The sequence below is a fragment of the Aeribacillus sp. FSL k6-2211 genome (genome assembly GCF_037966125.1).
GTDB classification, from domain to species: Bacteria; Bacillota; Bacilli; order Bacillales; family Aeribacillaceae; genus Aeribacillus; species Aeribacillus composti.
The window spans coordinates 3,245,001-3,264,633 of the sequence record NZ_CP150190.1 but is presented as its reverse complement, the minus strand read 5'-3'; the positions used below and the strand labels follow the sequence as shown (position 1 = coordinate 3,264,633).

General features: G+C 39.2%; 16 protein-coding genes. 11 read left to right on the top strand and 5 right to left on the bottom strand.

Annotated features, from left to right (window positions below; translation table 11 throughout):
* Positions 1 to 61 precede the first annotated feature (61 nt).
* Positions 62 to 877, bottom strand: coding sequence for an undecaprenyl-diphosphate phosphatase (locus NSU19_RS15770; protein WP_130157647.1), 816 nt, complete (start codon positions 875 to 877; stop codon positions 62 to 64).
* A gap of 308 nt (positions 878 to 1,185) precedes the next feature.
* Between NSU19_RS15770 and NSU19_RS15765 the strand changes: the two genes are divergently transcribed.
* The 5 genes from NSU19_RS15765 (at position 1,186) to NSU19_RS15745 (ending at position 9,282) form a co-directional block, all read left to right on the top strand.
* Positions 1,186 to 2,853 (top strand): IS1634 family transposase, encoded by a 1,668-nt coding sequence (locus NSU19_RS15765; protein WP_044899596.1) that lies wholly within the window; start codon positions 1,186 to 1,188, stop codon positions 2,851 to 2,853.
* Between the two features lie 171 nt (positions 2,854 to 3,024).
* The gene (locus NSU19_RS15760) at positions 3,025 to 3,297 is read left to right on the top strand and encodes a YgaB family protein (RefSeq protein ID WP_232515610.1); all 273 of its coding nucleotides are present in this window, start codon (positions 3,025 to 3,027) and stop codon (positions 3,295 to 3,297) included.
* A gap of 104 nt (positions 3,298 to 3,401) precedes the next feature.
* A complete protein-coding gene (locus tag NSU19_RS15755; protein WP_063386259.1) occupies positions 3,402 to 3,929 on the top strand; it encodes a DUF402 domain-containing protein in 528 nt (175 codons plus the stop codon).
* 705 nt (positions 3,930 to 4,634) lie between these two features.
* On the top strand, positions 4,635 to 6,383 hold the full coding sequence (locus NSU19_RS15750) for an ABC transporter ATP-binding protein (RefSeq protein ID WP_339197284.1): 1,749 nt from the start codon (positions 4,635 to 4,637) through the stop codon (positions 6,381 to 6,383).
* A gap of 178 nt (positions 6,384 to 6,561) precedes the next feature.
* Positions 6,562 to 9,282 (top strand): GTP-binding protein, encoded by a 2,721-nt coding sequence (locus tag NSU19_RS15745; RefSeq protein WP_339197281.1) that lies wholly within the window; start codon positions 6,562 to 6,564, stop codon positions 9,280 to 9,282.
* Between the two features lie 691 nt (positions 9,283 to 9,973).
* Here NSU19_RS15745 and NSU19_RS15740 read toward each other — a convergent pair.
* Together NSU19_RS15740 and NSU19_RS15735 are read right to left on the bottom strand one after the other, a co-directional pair.
* Positions 9,974 to 11,047 carry an aromatic acid exporter family protein gene (locus NSU19_RS15740; RefSeq protein ID WP_066247279.1) on the bottom strand — a complete coding sequence of 358 codons (1,074 nt, stop codon included), beginning with the start codon at positions 11,045 to 11,047 and terminating at the stop codon, positions 9,974 to 9,976.
* 339 nt (positions 11,048 to 11,386) lie between these two features.
* Positions 11,387 to 12,688 (bottom strand): glutamate-1-semialdehyde 2,1-aminomutase, encoded by a 1,302-nt coding sequence (locus tag NSU19_RS15735; RefSeq protein WP_130158649.1) that lies wholly within the window; start codon positions 12,686 to 12,688, stop codon positions 11,387 to 11,389.
* Between the two features lie 162 nt (positions 12,689 to 12,850).
* On the opposite strand from NSU19_RS15735, the gene NSU19_RS15730 reads away from it, so the two are divergent.
* From NSU19_RS15730 to perR, 6 genes are all read left to right on the top strand, one after another.
* The gene (locus NSU19_RS15730) at positions 12,851 to 13,885 is read left to right on the top strand and encodes an ATP-binding cassette domain-containing protein (protein ID WP_063386255.1); all 1,035 of its coding nucleotides are present in this window, start codon (positions 12,851 to 12,853) and stop codon (positions 13,883 to 13,885) included.
* Complete coding sequence (locus NSU19_RS15725) at positions 13,878 to 14,669, top strand: daunorubicin ABC transporter permease (protein ID WP_339197278.1); 792 nt, start codon at positions 13,878 to 13,880, stop codon at positions 14,667 to 14,669. Before NSU19_RS15730 ends, NSU19_RS15725 begins: the two co-directional genes overlap by 8 nt.
* 4 nt (positions 14,670 to 14,673) lie before the next feature.
* Entirely contained in the window at positions 14,674 to 15,459 is a 786-nt protein-coding gene (locus NSU19_RS15720; protein ID WP_063386253.1) for an ABC-2 family transporter protein, read from the top strand.
* 140 nt (positions 15,460 to 15,599) lie between these two features.
* Positions 15,600 to 16,004, top strand: coding sequence for an ion channel (locus NSU19_RS15715; RefSeq protein ID WP_063386252.1), 405 nt, complete (start codon positions 15,600 to 15,602; stop codon positions 16,002 to 16,004).
* Positions 16,005 to 16,065: 61 nt separating this feature from the next.
* Entirely contained in the window at positions 16,066 to 16,536 is a 471-nt protein-coding gene (gene bcp / locus NSU19_RS15710; protein WP_339197275.1) for a thioredoxin-dependent thiol peroxidase, read from the top strand.
* Between the two features lie 245 nt (positions 16,537 to 16,781).
* Complete coding sequence (gene perR, locus NSU19_RS15705) at positions 16,782 to 17,225, top strand: peroxide-responsive transcriptional repressor PerR (RefSeq protein ID WP_186439264.1); 444 nt, start codon at positions 16,782 to 16,784, stop codon at positions 17,223 to 17,225.
* A gap of 24 nt (positions 17,226 to 17,249) precedes the next feature.
* Here perR and NSU19_RS15700 read toward each other — a convergent pair whose 3' ends face one another.
* Together NSU19_RS15700 and NSU19_RS15695 are read right to left on the bottom strand one after the other, a co-directional pair.
* Entirely contained in the window at positions 17,250 to 17,612 is a 363-nt protein-coding gene (locus tag NSU19_RS15700) for a YgzB family protein (protein ID WP_063386249.1), read from the bottom strand.
* A 468-nt stretch (positions 17,613 to 18,080) separates the two neighbouring features.
* Positions 18,081 to 19,331 (bottom strand): IS4 family transposase, encoded by a 1,251-nt coding sequence (locus tag NSU19_RS15695; RefSeq protein WP_339197272.1) that lies wholly within the window; start codon positions 19,329 to 19,331, stop codon positions 18,081 to 18,083.
* Between the last annotated feature and the right edge of the window lie 302 nt (positions 19,332 to 19,633).

Here is a 19,633-nt window from a genome sequence, read left to right as displayed (position 1 = left end):
TGTTTCTTTTAAAAGAGCCAGGCAAAAAGCGGAGAACGTTTCAGCTCTCCGCTTTCTTTTATTAAAGGAAAAAAACATAGATGATGATCGCCAAAATGATCCGATAAATAGCAAATGGTGTAAGTTTAATGCGGTTGATCAGCTGCAAAAAGAATCTTATGGCCAAAAGCGCGAAAATAAACGCACTGATGAATCCGGCGATAAAAAACGGCAGGACGTCGATTGTGAAATGCTCCCAGTTTTTAATAAGAGAAAGACCGCTCGCCCCCGCCATTATCGGCACAGCCATAATAAACGTAAAATCGGAAGCTGCACGATGGCTTAAACCGGCTAAAACCCCGCCGGAAATCGTTGAACCGGAACGCGAAAAACCAGGCCAAAGGGAAATGCATTGGATGAGGCCGATGGTTAGCGCTTGTTTGTATGTAATTTGATCAACCGTTTCTGCTTTCGGTTTTCTTGGACCAAATAGGTCTGCTGCAATCATTAATAATGCCCCTAACACAAGGCCGACTAATACTCTATGAGCGGAAAACAAGTACGTATCAATATAGTCTTCAAATAAAAAACCTAAGACGGCAGCAGGAAGAAGTCCTGTGATGACAAGGCCAAGCGTTAATCTTTGACCGTTTTGATGCTGCATTTTCTTAATCTGTAATAAATCGAAAAAGCGATCTTTAAATACGATCACCGCTGCTAATATTGATCCAAGCTGAATGACGACTTTAAAAGAGTTGGCGACAGGCTCTGAATATAATTCTTTAGATTTTAGAAGAATGTCATCAACAAGAATCATATGTCCAGTAGAAGAAACAGGGGCAAATTCCGTTAACCCTTCAACAATGCCTAAAATGACTGCTGTGATGATTTCCCACACGATATAGTTACTTCCTTTCTCTCTAAAAAAATCAAAGTTTGTAATGATTCAATCTTGTCAGATTGTACATAATGAATGAATGGAGAGTCAATAATAATTTTGACCTAAGCGTTCATACGACAAAACTTCTTAATTGTCTACCCGAGTTCGACAGTTTTGAGGTCATTTTAGGCAAATGGAAATGACCAAAATGCTGTTATATCAAGGGTTTCGTAATGCGGATCCTAGGAAAAAACGCCGAATTTCATAGGCACACGATTTATTAATTTTTCCTTTTAAAAATAAATTTTATACGTTATAATATAGGCATGTACATACGACGAGTCACACGCAAAAACAAGGATGGAACAACCGTTGCTTATCTCCAGCTTGCTCACAATGAATGGGATCCAAAGGCCAAATATGCGAAAGCGAAGGTGATTTATTCATTCGGGCGCGAAGATGAAGTGGATCGCGCCGTCTTGGAACGTCTGGCCAAAAGCATTTCGCGATTCCTTTCTCCTGAGCAGGCTTGGGAAGTCGAAACGTTGACAGGAGAAGCTTCCGATGACTTTCAATTCCAGTCATGCAAACACCTCGGCGGCGTCTGGCTCTTGGATCAGCTCTGGAGACAACTGGGGTTGGGAGAGATTCTCCACTCCTTGTTTACCTCCCGACATCACCAGATTTCGCTGGAACGGCTGATTTTTGCCATGGTGGCGAATCGCGCCCTTCATCCGTCAAGCAAGTTGGCGATGGAGGAGTGGGTGGAGAAAGACGTGTATATCCCTCACCTTTCTCAAGCCGCCAGCCACCAGTTGTACCGGGCGATGGATGAACTGTTGGCCGTGCAGCCGGAATTGGAACGTCAAGTGTTCCATGCTGTGGCCGATTTATTGAATTTGGAAGTCGACTTGATTTACTTCGATACGACTTCGTCGTACTTCGAAGTGGATCCCTCTGAAACACCGGAAGGAGAATCGCTTCGAAAACAAGGATTCTCGAAAGACAAACGCCCAGACTTGGTTCAAATCGTCATTGGGCTGGCTGTCACCCGGGAAGGAATCCCGATTCGCGCTTGGGTATGGCCTGGCAATACGATGGACATGACGGTCATCAAACAGGTGAAACAAGACTTGATTGGCTGGAAGCTTGGACGTGTGATCAGCGTCATGGACCGCGGCTTTTCCTCTGAAGAGAATTTGCGAATCTTGCAACAGGCCGGCGGACACTACATTGTCGGCGAAAAAATGCGATCCGGCAAAGCCGCCGTCGAAGAGGCCTTAAGTCGTCGCGGACGTTATCATGAAGTGGACGAGAATTTGCACATCAAAGAAATCATCGTCGGCGACGGAGAAGCGCGTCAGCGCTATGTTCTCGTGTACAATCCCAGCGAAGCCGAACGCCAACGCAAGGAGCGAGAAAAGCTGCTTGAATCGCTGAAAGAGGAGTTAGAAGGGCTTCGCCAACTCCCAAACGAAGCCCATCATAAGGCGACCTGCCGGTTGCGTTCCCATTCGTCCTACGGAAAATACTTGCGCCAGTTGAAGGACGGAACCCTTCGCATCGACAAGCAAGCGGTTCGTGACGCGGAAAAGTACGACGGCAAATATCTCATCCGGACATCCGATGACACCTTGTCTGCCGAAGATGTCGCCATCGGGTATAAGCAGCTGGTGGATATTGAGCAGGCCTTCCGAACATTGAAGTCTACATTGGAATTGCGGCCTATGTATCATCGCTTGGAAGACCGCATTCGGGCGCATGTGCTGCTCAGTTGGCTTGCTCTCTTGTTAGTTCGGATCGTGGAGATTCGAACCTATGAATCGTGGCCGAACGTAAGGGACGAATGCGAACGTCTCATGCTTGGACATTTTTCTTCAAAAAACGGTGACCTTTATCAACGAACCGAACTGACGGCCAAACAGGCTCAATTCTTTGCGGCTCTAGGGCTGGAGCCTCCTCCGAAGATTCTAGGCATTCATCCTCGCACCTAGATACACGCCCAACGTATGCCCAAATGCCTCTCGTCCCTTTGGTATCAAGGGATGAGAGGCATTTTGTTTGCCTAGTGACTGTCGAACTCGGGGTCTACATAACTTGTCAAAGGAATCAAGTGAAATAGTTAGAATATGTATCCATAAACATTTTATTAGGGAGGGATTCATTTGAATACATATAACCGCTTTGATCTGCTAGTTGGCGAACAGCTTGAAACGATGGATAAGCTTGTATCGCTTCAATCTAAAATAGAGCATTATCAACAAATGGAATTGGAATTTTTGAGACAAAATGATGATAAGAAATTGCGTTCTGTGCAAAAAGAAATTGAAAAAATGAAAAATGAGTTGATAGACATTCAAAAAACGTTTGAAAAGCAAACGGAAGAAGTTATTAAAATGTACCAAATCGAAATGTATGACTCGAGTCAGCCATTTTAGCGGCATGGCTCTTTTATTTTCTTTTTGAATATCAAACGTTATAATAAAGAAAAATGATTTTTTCGGATTTGATGTGAACTGTTCATTAGAAAGTAGGGAACAAAATGGCGCTGCCAAAGGAAGGAGATATCATTCAAATACACAGTTATAAACATAATGGATGCATTCATCGTGTTTGGGAGGAAACGACCGTTTTAAAAGGATCGCAAAACTGTATTATTGGCGGCAACGATCGAACAACGGTTACCGAAGCTGACGGCAGAACTTGGATTACAAGGGAGCCGGCGATTTGTTATTTTCATGCACGTCATTGGTTTAATGTAATTGGAATGATTCGTGGTGACGGCATTTATTATTATTGCAACATCAGTTCTCCTTTTGTTTGGGATAATGAGGCATTAAAGTATATTGATTATGATTTGGATATTAAAGTGTTCCCGGATATGACCTATACACTGTTAGATGAAGATGAATATGAACGGCATAAGAAATCAATGAAATATCCGCAAGTCATTGACCGTATCTTAAAGAATAATGTGAACAAATTAATTTATTGGATACGCGGTAGAAAAGGTCCGTTTTCCCCTGAATTTATCGATCAGTGGTATGAAAGATATTTAACATATTTATGATGGAAAAGTCTGTTGGAATATCAACAGACTTTTCGCTTGTGCGCCCGGCATGGGTGTAATCTATAGGGTGAAAGTCCCGAGCTGCGAAGGCAGAAGTAGCAGTTAGCTTAACGCAAGGGTGTCCGTGGTGACGCGGAATCTGAAGGAAGCGAGCGGCAAACTTCCGGTCTGAGGAACACGAACTTCATATGAGGCTAGGTATCACTGGGTGAGTTTGCAAGACAAAACAAAGCCCTTTCTGCCGAAGGTGATACAGAGTAAATGAAGCAGATGGATGGAAGGAAAGATTACACTCTTACCCGGGGAGGTCTGGCTGGCACGCCAAGTAACCTTGGTAACCTATCTAGTGATAGATAGCTGAACAGTCAGAAGTCAGCAGAGGTCATAGTATTAGTTGGTCTAGAACAACTAAGAAGGACCGAACAATTAAGAGAGAATAGCCCTTGGCATTCAGTGAGTCATGATGAACACAGAAAACGTAGTACCTCACTTGAGGGAGGAAGCGGTGAATCCCGTGGGAGATCTCTTGGAGGGTGGAGTGACCACTGGCATAAAGAGAACAGCTATTCACGGAAGTTATAAAGACTTGCGTCAATTATCTTAATTGAACCGCCGTATACGGAACCGTACGTACGGTGGTGTGAGAGGACGGGAGTTAATCGCTCCCTCCTACTCGATTGCATTGATCTGAAAGGAGAGAAATGGTTGGGTTCGATTAAACGCTATTTTCAATTTGTAAAACCATATAAAAAACAAATTTTTTTAACGATTTTCATCGGGATTATAAAGTTTGGCATTCCTTTGTTAATTCCGCTCGTATTGAAATATATCGTCGACAATATTTTAAACGGATCATTATCAAATGACGTAAAGATAGAGATGCTTCTTTTTTTAATGGGCATCATGTTGTTTATATTCCTCGTCATACGGCCGCCGATCGAGTATTATCGGCAATATTTTGCGCAATGGACGGGAAGCAAAATTTTATATGATATTCGCGATCAATTGTTTACTCATCTTCAGCGGCTGAGCTTAAGATATTATTCAAACAATCGTGCGGGAGAAATTATTTCGCGGGTGATTAATGATGTTGAACAAACAAAGACGTTTGTTATTACGGGCCTTATGAATCTATGGCTTGACCTTTTTACTATTATATTTGCCATTGGGATTATGTTTACGATGGATGTCACGTTGACCATTGTATCGATTATGTTGCTTCCTATATACGGATTGTCAGTTAAATATTTTTACGGCAGGCTTCGTCATTTGACAAGAGTTAGGTCGCAGGCGCTGGCAGAGGTGCAGGGGCATTTGCATGAGAGGGTCAACGGAATGGCTGTCATTCAAAGCTTTGCGAATGAAGAGCATGAACAAAAAGAATTTGATCGTGAAAATCGCAATTTTCTTGACAGGGCGATTGATCATACAAAATGGAACGCAAAAACGTTTGCTGTTGTTAATACCGTTACTGACCTAGCGCCTCTTTTCGTCATTTTTTACGGGGCTTATGAAGTGATACAAGGGAATTTAACGATCGGGACGATGGTTGCCTTTACAGCCTATATTGATCGGTTGTACAATCCTCTTCGCCGTTTGATCAATTCATCAACTACTTTAACACAGGCTTTCGCTTCAATGGACAGAGTATTTGAGTTTCTGGACGAACCTTACGATATTGTTGATAAACAGGATGCAATAACAGCAGACAAACTTTCGGGGGAAATTATTTTTGACAAAGTATCCTTTCGTTATCATGACAACGAAGAATTTGTACTAAAGGATATTCATTTAACGATTCAAAAAGGGGAGACGGTCGCTTTTGTCGGGATGAGCGGAGGGGGAAAATCCACCCTTGTGAGTCTTGTTCCGAGGTTTTGGGATGTAACGGAAGGAAAAATTTTGTTGGACGGCATTGACGTTAGAGATTATAAAGTGCAAAGCGTCAGGGACCAGATCGGCATAGTTTTGCAGGATCCTTTTTTATTCAGTGAATCGATAAAAACGAATATTTTAATTGGCAAACCAAATGCAACGGATGAAGAGGTCATAAAAGCGGCCAAAGCAGCTAACGCTCACGAGTTTATTATGAGTTTGCCTGATGGCTATAATACGAAAGTGGGCGAAAGAGGCGTGAAGTTATCCGGCGGTCAAAAACAGCGAATTGCAATTGCCCGAGTATTTTTAAAAAATCCGCCGATTTTCATTTTGGATGAAGCTACGTCTGCTTTGGATCTAGAAAGTGAACAATTTATCCAAGAAGCCCTTGATAAACTGGCAAAAAACCGTACGACCTTAATTGTTGCCCATCGTCTGTCTACAATTACTCATGCAGATAAAATTGTACTAATTGAAAACGGGAAAATTGTTGAAACCGGAACTCATGAAGAACTAATGAAAAAGCGCGGACATTACTATAAACTATTTCAAATTCAGCAATTGGGTGAATGGTAAAAAATACCGCGGCAAAATGGGTAATTAGTCATTTGCTTTGAAATCCATAATATACTTTAATTTTAGCAAGACTTTTGCCAGTCAAGTTTTTCATAAATTTTTGATTCAATCCCTTTTGAAAAAACGATTTTGGTAGAATAAAAGAAAAGACTAAATTCGTATAAGAACGGAGGTTGTCATGGCGGCGGAAAAGCAGTTAATTGAAAAAAACTTTTATCAAACATTATTAAAAGAAAATGAAACGAAACATCCGATCCAACTGCTTGGGGAGCTTTTTCAAGAAGAACAAAAAAAGGTCGCATATGATCTGTCTTATGTACGCTATGCTCAAGGAGAAGTGTATTTCCACCACAAAGATTATGAAGCGGCAATTTTTAAATGGGAAAATATAGAGAATGAGCTGGCGCCATGGGCGAGAAAAAATATCGGAGATGCATATTTTGAATTAGGATTATTTTCATCTGCGGAAGAAATGTACCGTTCCATTGAAACGGATTCAAAAGTTCTTAAAGCAGAAGCATCGCTAAAGCTGTTTTCGCTTTACCGCCTTCAAGGAGAAAAAGAAAAGGCGTATGAGGCGATTCGTGATGCGGTATCGATCAACCCTGACCATGGTCAAGCATCCACCATCGCTATTCAATTTTATGAAGAACAGGAAGATTGGGACAAAGCTGTCCATCTTACGGTTGAAGAATTAATTCGGACTGAAAAAGCGGAATGGTTTCAGCGTTTGATCAATTATGTTGAACAAGGTTTTGTCAAAGAAAAAGAGCCGGATTATTTCTTTAAAGCATTAACGGTTTTATACAGAACCGACGTAGAGCAATTCGAGAAGCTTGCTGTTTCGCTGTGGCGATGCTATAAACACGATCAAAAATATTTTATTCCATGGTTAAAAACGATAAACAATCTAATTTTCAATGTGAAAGTGGACGAATTTCAGCATTGGGATGAAATATCGCGCTTTTATGAAGAATCCTATAATAAGCTTCTTGGCGGATCATATTTACTAAAAGAGCTTCAAGATATTATGCCGGACATTTTAGCCAATTGGCTGAAACTATCGACAGGAAAACAACTATCGACCGCTGCAGCAGCTGTCGTTGCATGGAGTGAAATTTACCGTTCAAGCTTAGATGAGAAAGTGATTGAAGAAGCGGAGCACGTTTTGGCATCAGGTAGTCATGATCGTGCTGATGGTCATGAAGCCAAAAAACGGCTATTTGCGAAGCTGGCCGATTGGGCGGAAATAAATCAAGTAAATCTTGGGCAGAAATATCATTGGATATTAAAAAAGATTTTTGAACAGAACGAACATTATTTGCTCATTGTTGGAGAAAGCGGTTTTGCCCGATCGCTGCTTGGCCATTCTCTTCCAAGCATTCCTTCATCAAAAATTACTATTTACTGCCATGAAGACCGGACAGACATAAAGCAAATAAATAATGAAAGCATAACAGATGTATTCGCTGAAGAAGATGCGGCAGTTCGTGAAGATGGAACAATTGTTGCGGTATGTGCGCCTAATGATTTGTTAAACGATCATAAGCTAAGTTTAATAGAAGTACCTGACATAGAGCATGTTGATCAAGAGGAGCTAAAGGAATATATACAACTGGCTGATGGGTTGGTATATGTCCATCCAGAGCATCAACCTGCTTCAGTTGAGAAAATGGTAGAAAGCCTGGCATCGATTGCTTTAAAAAAGGAGCTTCCAATTTACTTTTTGCTTGAAGATAGCGGCATGCTTCATAATCATTTTAAAGAACAAATACTTGACTTTTTCCCGGAAGCTGAATTTTTCCCATTCCCTTCAAGAAATGAAGGAGAGAAGCGGAAACAGTCCTTCGCTGAATTTATTCATTCACGTTTTCCGTTTCATCAAGATAACAAAACGGAGAAGCTGTTGTTTTTCTTGAAAAAAGCTATTAAATATGCTTATAGCAAACGGATGGAATTAGAGCAGCATTTAGAAGAAAACATCGATAAAAATAAAGAAATCGTGTCTCGATTAAAAGGATTAATACACAGCCTTGGCGATATGGAAAATGAAAAAGCTAAGGAATTGAGGCAGTCACTCCGTTCCACATTGGAAGAAATAAAAAAGGATCTTCATGATGAGTTAAGGACTATTTTGCGATCTGCATCGAAATTCATAACGGAAAACAGCGATTTCAGCCATTTACACATAGAATTGAACAAAAAAATGAACGATCAGGTGAAGGCGCATTTTGCTGAAACGCTGCTTCCAAAAATGTCGCAAAAAATGGGAGAATGGGTTTCATTTGCGGAAAGCGAGCTAAAACAATGCCAAGTTTATTTAGATGAAATGTGTGAATCGTTTAATTCATTGTACGGTCATGACCGCGTGAAGCTTATGTCTGATTTCAAAGTAGTGGATGATTGGCGGCGGGATATTGATCGTCTGACAACAGTGGTGAACATCGAAGAAGAAAATATTATGAACCGCTTTAAGCCTGCACAAGTTATATTAAAAGGAGCAGGAAAGCTGTTTTCGTCCATTGGGAAAAACAAGCTGTTTATCGCACAGCAATACAAAAAATACATTGAAACTGAAACATTCGATGATGCGATTCAATCGATGATCCGAAAATTTTTTGCTCAATTCGACTTATTTGAAAAAGGAATTGAACGAGATGTGAAAATGTTTTTCCGTGAACCTGTTCACAATCTTGAACAAATTGTGCAAGAAGGAGAGCAGCAAATTCGGACAGATCAACAACAATTGGACAGCTTGAAAACAAACCCAGAGATTTATTATGATCCGCTGACAGTTTTTGAATTAAACTTAAGACAATGTGAAATATTGAATGAATACCATTCCTTAAACAATAAAGCGGTCGAAACGAATATAAATAAGTTTTCTAGCGGAGATTAAAGCAATGCTTAGCACATTTTTAGATTAGGGGCTGTCCATAAAGTCAAATCCCCATTGAAAAACAAAAAAAATCATAAACATCGATATATCAACGTTTCTAAAACATTAAAGGGGGCGTCAATAAGCCGAAAAAACGACTTATTAGACAGCTCCTATTTATTTTATTAGTAGAAGTGAAACGCAGGTCGAGACTGTCTGAGAGCTTTGAGCTCAAAAAGCTGACCGTGATTCTAAAGGAGCCTCCTTGTGATAACATCCAACAAAGCTTTGAGTTGGAAAGCTGAGAAAATACAGCTGTTCCAAATGATATAAAACTTGCCTGCGCTTGGATGATATAAGACGATTTCAATTTAACAAGATGAAGCGGTTTGGAAACAGCATTTCGGCGGGGAGCAGTTGGATGATCTTGAAGACAAATTAAAACGCAGCCTTTATCCGCAAAGCTGCGTCCATGAAATTCCTGTCATTATTTGCAGCGGATAAAAATGAAATAAGATTTATTTTCAAGGCAGAAAAGCTCCCGATACTTTTCTGAGAGAAGAGAGGTCATTCAGCTTCTCAAATAAATGAAATGATTGTCTTAAAAAAGATGAAAGACTACTGAATTCATGAATGAAATTCTGTAGTCTTTTACAATTTTTTGCTTTTTTCATCGCCTTCTGAAGGCTGTAATATACGGAGATGAACTTGTTTACTCTTCATCCTCCACATGAATTTTATTTTCTTTTTTATGGAAATGTTGAAAGCTGTTAATCAATGTATCTAAATGCTCCAATTGATCGTGATAATCAACGATGGCGGAGACTAAAGATAGTATTTGGTAAAACGAATCGGAATCTTCCGCTTCTTTTTCAAATTTCAAAAACGCTTGAATGAATTCTTTTCGGTTAAATTTGTCATAAGGAAGCAGGTCTTCATCGTGATTGTTTTTAATTTTTTTCGTTATTTTTAACAGCGCCTGCTCATGCAAAATTAATAAAAAGTCAAGCTCTGATATAAGCATTTCATGGAGCTTTCTAGGTATTTGCCGAAGTTCGTTTTCCAAGCAATGAATTTGGCGCAATGTGTAAAATGCCCTGTTCGTTGTGATAATCATCTGTCTATACAGGACAAGTTTTCTTGATTTTGGCAATACCTTCGCTTTAGAATAAGTTCGCTCTTCTTTGTAAAGCAAAAATAAATGATCAAGTTTTATCAGCTGATCTTTGATTTTGTCTATTTCCTCTTTAAGAGGGGCAAACTCAGATTTATTTCGAATATTGATCCGAATCCATTTCATAATCTCATGGGAAATTTCGGTGATTTTATGGTAAAGCTTTGTTTCGTATTTTGGCGGCATAAATATCAAATTAACAAAAAAAGCTGATAAAACCCCAAGTAAAATCGTTAAAAACCGTATGGTAGCAAACTGTACAAAATCGTCACCTGTTGTTTCAAGTATCGCAATAACCGTTACTAAAGCAATTGCGATTGTGTTTTCAATCTTTAATTTTAAACAAATAGCAATGGTAATCACTGCTGTAAGACCAATAATAAACGGGTTTGTTCCGAAAGAAATCCCGAATAAAACTGCGACAACAGCGCCGATTATATTTGCCTGAACTTGTTCAATGACGGTTAAATATGATCTATATATTGACGGCTGTATCGCAAAGATAGCTGCAATCCCTGCAAATGCTGGAGATGGAAAATGAAGCATCTCTGCCAGCATTAATGCCAGTGTAATTGCAATACCTGTTTTTAAGATACGGGCTCCAAGTTTCATGTTGAATAAAAATTTTTCCTTCCTTTCATCAAAAAGGTTGTAAGCTATTCAGACTATACATTGTTTAACACGAATATTCAAGGTTATTTTAAGAGAAAGGAAAAAATTAACACTCTTGTAATATGATATGATCCTTTAATATAGACAGACCAAATAGTTACGTTGTGATCGAGCGAACTTTTGCACTTTTTTCGTACAACTGAAGAGGCGGCAGTTTTACATCACCTCCATCGTTTCCAAAAGAAATAAACAACCTGAGTCCATAAATATCGGGCTCAGGCTGCTTAAAGATTTACTTTTTCATTTTGCCTGCTTGTGCAGTAGGCGCTTTAGTAAGACTCATTTTTTGTCATGTGAAAGCTGTTTAAACGATTGTTCGACTGCCGAAATGGTTTTTTTAATGTCCTCTTCTGTATGAGCGATTGTAATAAACCAGGCCTCATATTTAGACGGCGCCAAATTAATGCCTTGATGAAGCATCAGTTTAAAAAATTTAGCAAACATTTCTCCGTCTGTTTTTTCGGCTTGCTCATAATTCGTCACCTTTTCGCGTGTAAAATATACTGTTAATGCACCTTTTAAACGGTTGATGGTGATCGGTATATTATATGATCTTCCAGCGTTTAAAATGCCTTCTTCAAGCATCCTGCCGAGCTTATCAAGATAGTCATAAACTCCTTCTTCGCTCAGCACTTCCAAACAAGCAATTCCTGCTAAGATCGATGCAGGGTTTCCTGCCATCGTCCCTGCCTGATAAGCCGGTCCTAATGGCGCCACCTGCTCCATAATTTCTTTACGGCCGCCGTAAGCTCCGATCGGAAGGCCTCCGCCGATAATTTTTCCAAGTGCGGTTAAATCAGGCTCTACATGAAGCAGATTTTGGGCACCGCCGTACATAAATCGAAACGCTGTAATAACTTCGTCAAAAATAAGCAGCGCGCCTGCTTTGTGAGTAAGCTGTTTGACTGTTTCTAAAAATCCTTCCTTAGGTTCCACAATACCAAAGTTTCCGACAATTGGTTCAACTAAAACGGCTGCAACTTCATTTCCCCATCTATGAATAGCTTGTTCAAACGCCTCCACATCATTAAAAGGTACAGTGATAACTTCTTGAGCAATGCTTTTTGGTACCCCTGCGGAATCAGGCGTTCCAAGGGTCGATGGACCTGATCCTGCTGCGACAAGCACCAAATCGGAATGTCCATGGTAGCACCCGGCAAATTTAATGATTTTATCCCTTCCTGTGTATGCACGGGCAACTCGAATTGTTGTCATTACTGCTTCTGTTCCAGAATTGACGAAGCGGACCTTTTCTAGAGAAGGGATAGCTTCTTTTAACATTTTTGCAAATTTGATTTCATGAGGCGTCGGTGTTCCATATAGGACGCCTGTCTCGGCAGCGTGCTTGATTGCTTTTGTAATATGAGGGTGTGCATGGCCGGTGATGATCGGGCCATATGCTGCTAAGTAATCGATATATTTGTTGCCATCAACATCCCAAAAATAGGCACCCTGCGCCCGCTCCATTACAACAGGTGCTCCTCCGCCGACAGCTTTATAAGAACGGGACGGGCTATTTACCCCTCCTACAATATGTTCGAGCGCTTCTTTATGCAGCTGTTCTGATTTTGTAAAATTCATTGTTTCACCTTCTTTTTTACTTAACTGTACAGCCAAAAATATTCAAGCATCCTCGTTTATTCTAGCACTTTTCATAAAAAAGAAAAAAGGTGCATGCAAATTGTTAATTTCAAATAATTCGAGTAAACTAATGTTTGTGATTGATCGATGGAGGTTACAGCTATGAATGTCATTGAAGTAGAGAATTTGCGCAAAGAATTTAAGAGCTATTCAAGCCGCTCTGGATTAAAGGGGGCTTTTCGCGATTTATTCACTAGAAACTATAAAATCAACAGAGCTGTTAATGATATTTCCTTTACAGTGAAACAGGGAGAAATGGTGGGTTATATAGGTGAAAACGGCGCAGGAAAATCGACAACGATCAAAATGCTAACAGGGATTTTAACACCGACATCAGGGAAGGTCCTGGTGAACAATATGAATCCTCATAAGGAACGGGAAAAGTTTGTCCGGACAATCGGTGTTGTATTCGGACAGCGTTCACAGCTTTGGTGGGATATTGCTGTTCAAGAGTCATTCAGGCTTTTAAAAAAGGTATATAAAGTGTCCGATCAAGATTATAACGAACATATGGATCATGTCATTAAAACGCTGGATATCGGCCCTTTGTTAGATAAGCCGGTGCGAAAGCTGTCATTAGGGCAGCGGATGAGATGCGAGCTTGCCGCAGCATTAATTCATAATCCTCCTCTTTTATTTTTGGATGAGCCGACGATCGGCTTGGACGTTTTAGTCAAGCTGAAAATTCGTGAATTTTTGAAAGAGATAAATGCAAAATACAAAACAACGATTTTGCTGACGACACATGATATTGCGGATATAGAAGCATTGTGTGAACGCGTCATAATGCTTGATGAAGGAAAAATTATATATGACGGCTCTTTGGACCATTTGCGCGGGAATTGGGGAAAAGGGAAGCAAATTGAATTTCAATTTGCCTCTTCTGTTGATGAATCCCTTTTATTGCAATTAACGAGTGGTTTTCACGTGCAATGGATGAAGGGAGATAAAAGCAATGTTTGGATCGCGCAAATTGCGAATCATGAGGAAATGCCGGAAATCATTAGCCGCGTCATGAAGGCTCAAACTATCGTGGATCTAAGCATTAAAGAAATATCAACGGAGGAGATTATACGCAACATTTATGAAAAAGGTGATGCGAACAGTAACTTAGAAAAGGTGATCATGAATGTCTAAATATTTGGAAATGATCCGCATCCGTTTTTTAATGATGCTCGCTTACAGGACAAACTATTATTCTGGAATTCTCATATACAGCATTAATATCGGTGCTTACTACTTTTTATGGACAGCCATTTATGGGGGAAAAGAAAGCATTCAAGGTTTAGATGCAGCGCAAATGGTGACATACGTGGCAATTTCATGGATGGCAAGGGCATTTTATTTTAACAACATCGACAGGGAAATCGCAATGGAAATTAGAGAAGGAAAAGTGGCAGTGGAGCTGATTCGTCCCTACAATTATCTTGGCATGAAAACGATGCAGGCGTTTGGAGAAGGCGTTTTTCGCCTTTTCTTTTTTTCCATGCCTGGAATGGTGATTGTAAGCTTTATTTTTCCGCTCGAATTGCCGCTTGATTTGCAGGCGTGGTGTTTTTTTGCCATTTCCATATTTTTTAGTTTTGTTATTAATACAGAAATTAATTTATTGACAGGAATCTCAGCTTTTTTCTTATTTAACAACGATGGACTAATGAGAGCAAAACGCGTCATCATTGACTTGTTTTCCGGACTGCTGCTCCCCATTAGCTTCTACCCAGTTTGGGCTCAAGAAATAATGGAATATTTGCCTTTTCAAGCAATCAGTTACATTCCAAGCATGATCTTTACAAAAGGATTCCAAGAGGCTGAAATTACAGACGCTATTCTTTTTCAATTGTTTTGGTCCATTTTATTGATCATTCCAATTTGTACTATGTGGGCGGTTGCGAAAAGAAAAATGATTATTCAAGGGGGGTGAAAAAATGTTTTATGTGTCAATGTTTTTTCAATATATCGCTCAATATTTAAAAACAAGGATGGAATACAGAGCGGATATGATTGTAGAGATATTGTCTGATCTATTGTTTCAGGCAGTAAATTTAGTTTTCATTCTCGTCGTATTTGGACATACAGAATCGCTTGGCGGCTGGCAAAGAGATGAAATTATTTTCATTTATGGCTTTTTCTTAGTTCCTTATGCTTTATTCAGCACCTTTTTTAACATTTGGGATTTTAATGAACGATATATTGTAAACGGTGAAATGGATCGCATTTTAACGAGACCGATCCACAGTTTGTTTCAGGTGATATTGGAGAGAATGGAGCTTGAATCGCTTTTTGGCGTTATTACAGGGCTTGTTGTCATGGGGTATGCAGCAGCCCGGCTGAATCTTACTTTTCATTGGTATGACATTTTTATTTTTATTCTATTTGTATTTGGCGGCACCCTTGTCTGCGGCAGTATTTTTGTTGCGCTTGCATCGATTGGGTTTTGGTCGGATGCAAAAACATCGATTATGCCAATGATGTATAACATTGGAAACTACGGCCGCTATCCAGTAAATATTTACAACGATGTGATACGTTTTATTTTAACGTGGATTTTGCCGTTTGCCTTTGTGGGAGTTTATCCGGCTTCCTATTTTTTACGAAAAACGGATTGGTATATTTACGCTTTTTTAACTCCTGTGATAGGCCTTCTGTTTTTTATTTTGTCGGTTATTATTTGGAATATTGGAGTGAAGCGATATCGAGGGGCAGGAAGCTGATCATAGTTTCCTTTCGTTAAGCGATAAAATTCAAAGAGGCTGTTGACATCAGTTTGGTTGACGAACAAGTTTCCTTTAGCTAGTGATAAAATTCAATAAGGCTGAATAACATGTACAAACAATAATTTTCGGGGGAAATTATGGCGATTGTCGTAGGAACAGGGATAATGTTCTGTTTGGTTATGAGCATTCGAACGATGTTTTCTGCTGTGAAAAGAGGTACGTTCCTTACGTTTGAAACTGTATATTTAATTGCTTTAGTATATGCCTCTTTTTTGTTAGGATTTGGTGTGATTTATTTAATTTTAACTCAATACGGCTTTCCGATTTTAGCTGAATCTGGGCGGCCTCTTTATGGGACGTATTTAGAAAATTTAACCACCTGCTTATACTTTAGTGCAGTTACGCTGTTTTCTGTAGGCTATGGGGATATCACTCCTTTCGGCATTGGAAGGTGGATTGCAATTGTACAGGCGATGATTGGCTACATATTGCCTACGGTTGTTGTTGCCAAAACAATGATTGATATTGAGAAGAAACAATAGTTGTAACATGAAGCGAAATTCGGTACGCTGAAGATAAAATGAACAACTGGAGGGATTAGATATGGCAGCTGAAGTGGGAAAGCCTGCACCAGATTTTGAGCTGACTGCTGACACTGGAGAAAAAGTAAAACTTTCTGATTTTAAAGGAAAATATGTAGTGCTGTATTTTTACCCGAAAGATATGACTCCGGGATGCACAACGGAAGCGTGCGATTTTCGCAATAAATATGAAAGCTTTCAAGAGCTTGATGCCGTCATTTTAGGAGTAAGCCCTGATCCGCAGGAACGACATCAAAAATTTAAAGAGAAGCACGGGCTCCCTTTTTTGCTTCTCGTTGATGAAGATCATAAAGTTGCGGAACAATACGGAGTATGGAAATTAAAGAAAAACTTTGGAAAAGAATACATGGGAATCGAACGATCTACTTTTATTATAGACAAACAAGGAATATTAGTGAAAGAATGGCGAAAAGTAAAAGTGAAAGGACATGTTGAAGAAGCCCTCACATTTATTCAAAATAGAGAAGAATGACAGCAAATGATTTGCTCTGTTCACCCTATGTTGTCAAGGCGGGCATTTGTGCCCGCTTTTTCCCGTGCAAAAGCGAAAATCTTTTTCTTAAATTGGTGCATTTTTTCAATGGATAGATAAAATGTTCTACTAAATTAAACGCTCCCATTGACAAAAGTCTTATAATCAATGTACACTAATTATAAATATTATAAAGTAATAATGATACAAAATAAGAATGTTTTCAAGAAATGAGGTGCATGGCGATGTCAGACAATACGTTAAAGGAAGCTCTTGAAATTTTAAAACAAACGGGAGTCCGCATCACTCCGCAGCGTCATGCGATTTTGGAGTATTTAGTTAATTCAATGAATCATCCAACTGCTGATGATATATATAAAGCGTTAGAAGGTAAGTTTCCAAACATGAGTGTTGCAACTGTTTATAACAACCTTCGGGTATTTCGTGAAGTTGGACTGGTAAAAGAATTAACGTATGGCGATGCATCTAGTCGATTCGATTTTGTGACAACGGAGCATTATCATGTCATTTGCGAGGAATGCGGAAAAATCGTTGATTTCCATTATCCAGGTTTAGACGAGGTGGAGGATCTTGCAGAGCATGTAACGAACTTTAAAGTTAGCCACCACCGAATGGAAATATACGGGAAATGCCCTGCATGTCAGCAAAAAGAAAAAAATATGCACTGAGAAAGCTGGTAGGAAAACAAACTATCAGCTTTCTCTTTTCCTTGATTTACGATTGTACTTTTCGTCGAATTCTTTGCCTTCAAGCTCTTTATCAAGAGTCAAAGGCTCTCTGCAATACATGCACATATCCACACGACCGAGCATTTTTGTCACTTTCCCGCATGAAGGACATACAACTTGAACAGCTCTCGTCGATAGCATCCCGATCCAGAAATAGACGACAGTACTTCCGATGATGGATAATAAACCAAGCAGCATGAAAATGGTCATGACCCATACATGTTCTCTGAAAAAGATGCCTATGTACATAATGATAAAACCAACAAATACTAAACTTAAGGCAAAAGTGCGGATTTTATTTATTTTGCTTGTATATTTTTTAGCCATTGTACAAACCTCCTGAACACTACTATAGCATATTTTCACTTTTTTTTCGTCACAGAACGGCCAATTGCTAACAGTATTTCTTTTTTTATTTATAGAAGCTTTTGTTTAATGTGTTTTATTCAGACAGCGGATGAATAAATGATTTGCAGCGAATCTATATACACTTAAAGAAAGGACTCGCCATCCAGATACATTAGCTGTATTATTTAATAGAAAAAGAATGCTGCTTCTCTGCAATCCGATTATTTGGCCTTTGCTTTGCTGCTGTTGTTTATACAAACCTCCGATAAACCTTTGATTATAAAATATTACAGTAGCGTTGCATAAAAAAATTTAATGTTTGTCAAGCTCAATAAAAATTCCAGTTATTTCATGTAACTGAATATTCAGACATACAATCTTTCTAAGCAAGCTTAAAAGGACAATGACGTCTTAATCGGCAGTCCATTTCCACAATTTGGTAATATATTACAGAAACATTGGATCATAAACTAAATCGTCTAGGTGTTCCACCTCCCCTTCTTCAAATTGGTACACGATGGTTTCAAAATCTTTTTCCCAATGGTATTTTTTCCGACCGTTGGACGTTCGAATTGGCTTTTTAAAAAGGGAGCGAACAAAACAGTCAAAACCTTTAAAAAGCAGATTCTGTAAAGTTCGCTTGATCTCTAATAAAGGACCATCGTGATTCACTTTTAATTGGAGCATGGCCTGTAAGCAATAGGTGATTAGGGCGATCCAAATTTGATTGTAAACGGCATTTTGACTTTTTCCATAAAATCTTTTTATCTTAAGGTGCTGTTTCATCCATTTAAAGAAGGTCTCTATCTTCCAGCGATATCGGTATAAATCTGCAATCTCTTCCGCAGAAAGATCAAAGCAATTGGTTATGATGATCACGGGATTCCCTTCGCTGTCGACCGTTTCGATCAATCGGAGAGGATGAGTCATTTTGGTATGATTACGGTCATTTCCTAAAATGACAATCTGATCCCTATAAATCAAACGTTCTGGATTGGGAATCCGTTCCGATAAAACTTCAATCTCTGCGTTCTTTTTAAGCCGGGTAATGAATCGCACCCCTTCTCGGCATAAGCGGTCGAACTGTTTGTAATCGACATACCCTCGATCAAACAAGTAAATCGCATTTGGATCGATTTCAATGAGTTCGTCCATCTGTGTGCGATCGGCATGTTTCGCGGGTAAGATAATCCCTTGATCCGGAACAGTGATATCCTTCGTTACAACAACCTTTAAATGGAGTCGAACACCAGCCTTTGTCTTACGAAAAGTTGCCCATGGATATTGGCTCAAACTCATGCTCATCGTGGTAGAATCAATGACCAGAAGACGACCAATGTTTCGGATGATCGGGGCATTTTTCATTTGCCCTTGGATCTTTAAGACCAGATATTTAAATACTTTTTCAAACAGTTGAGGGGATAATTGGCCTAATTTGCGAGAAAGTTGCGAAGTACTAATTGCATCAAATTCCAGATATGTCTGCAACTCTTCCTTGTCTTTCAAATGTTTGGCCAATTTTGTTAAGCTTTCCAATTCATTTATCTGAGCGATGATACAAAGTTGTAAAAACTTATACGCTGTTAATTTTTTAATGTATTTGTCAACGTCAATCACATTAATTAGTTTTGAAAAAGTTATTGGATCGATCTCTTTAAATAGTTCATTTATTGTGGATTCTGTGGTATTCTTATCCATAATGGTTTCTCCTTATTCTTAGGATTTGGATAGGACTGCCAATCCTAATTATAAGGAGTTTTTTTATATCCAAAAAGATGAAATTTAACATAAAATTGGGCTTGACAAATTAAAATTAACTTAATGCAATGCTACTGAAAATATTATGGATTACTTAATGAAAAGGCAGCACTCAATATAGCAACAAATTTTTTAGGCAGTAGCCGGAGAATTATCGACTGATGTTTAAATAATGGAAAAATATTGTTTGACTGGAACGAGTATCTTTCCGATCTGAATCGAGCGTTAAAATACATTACCAT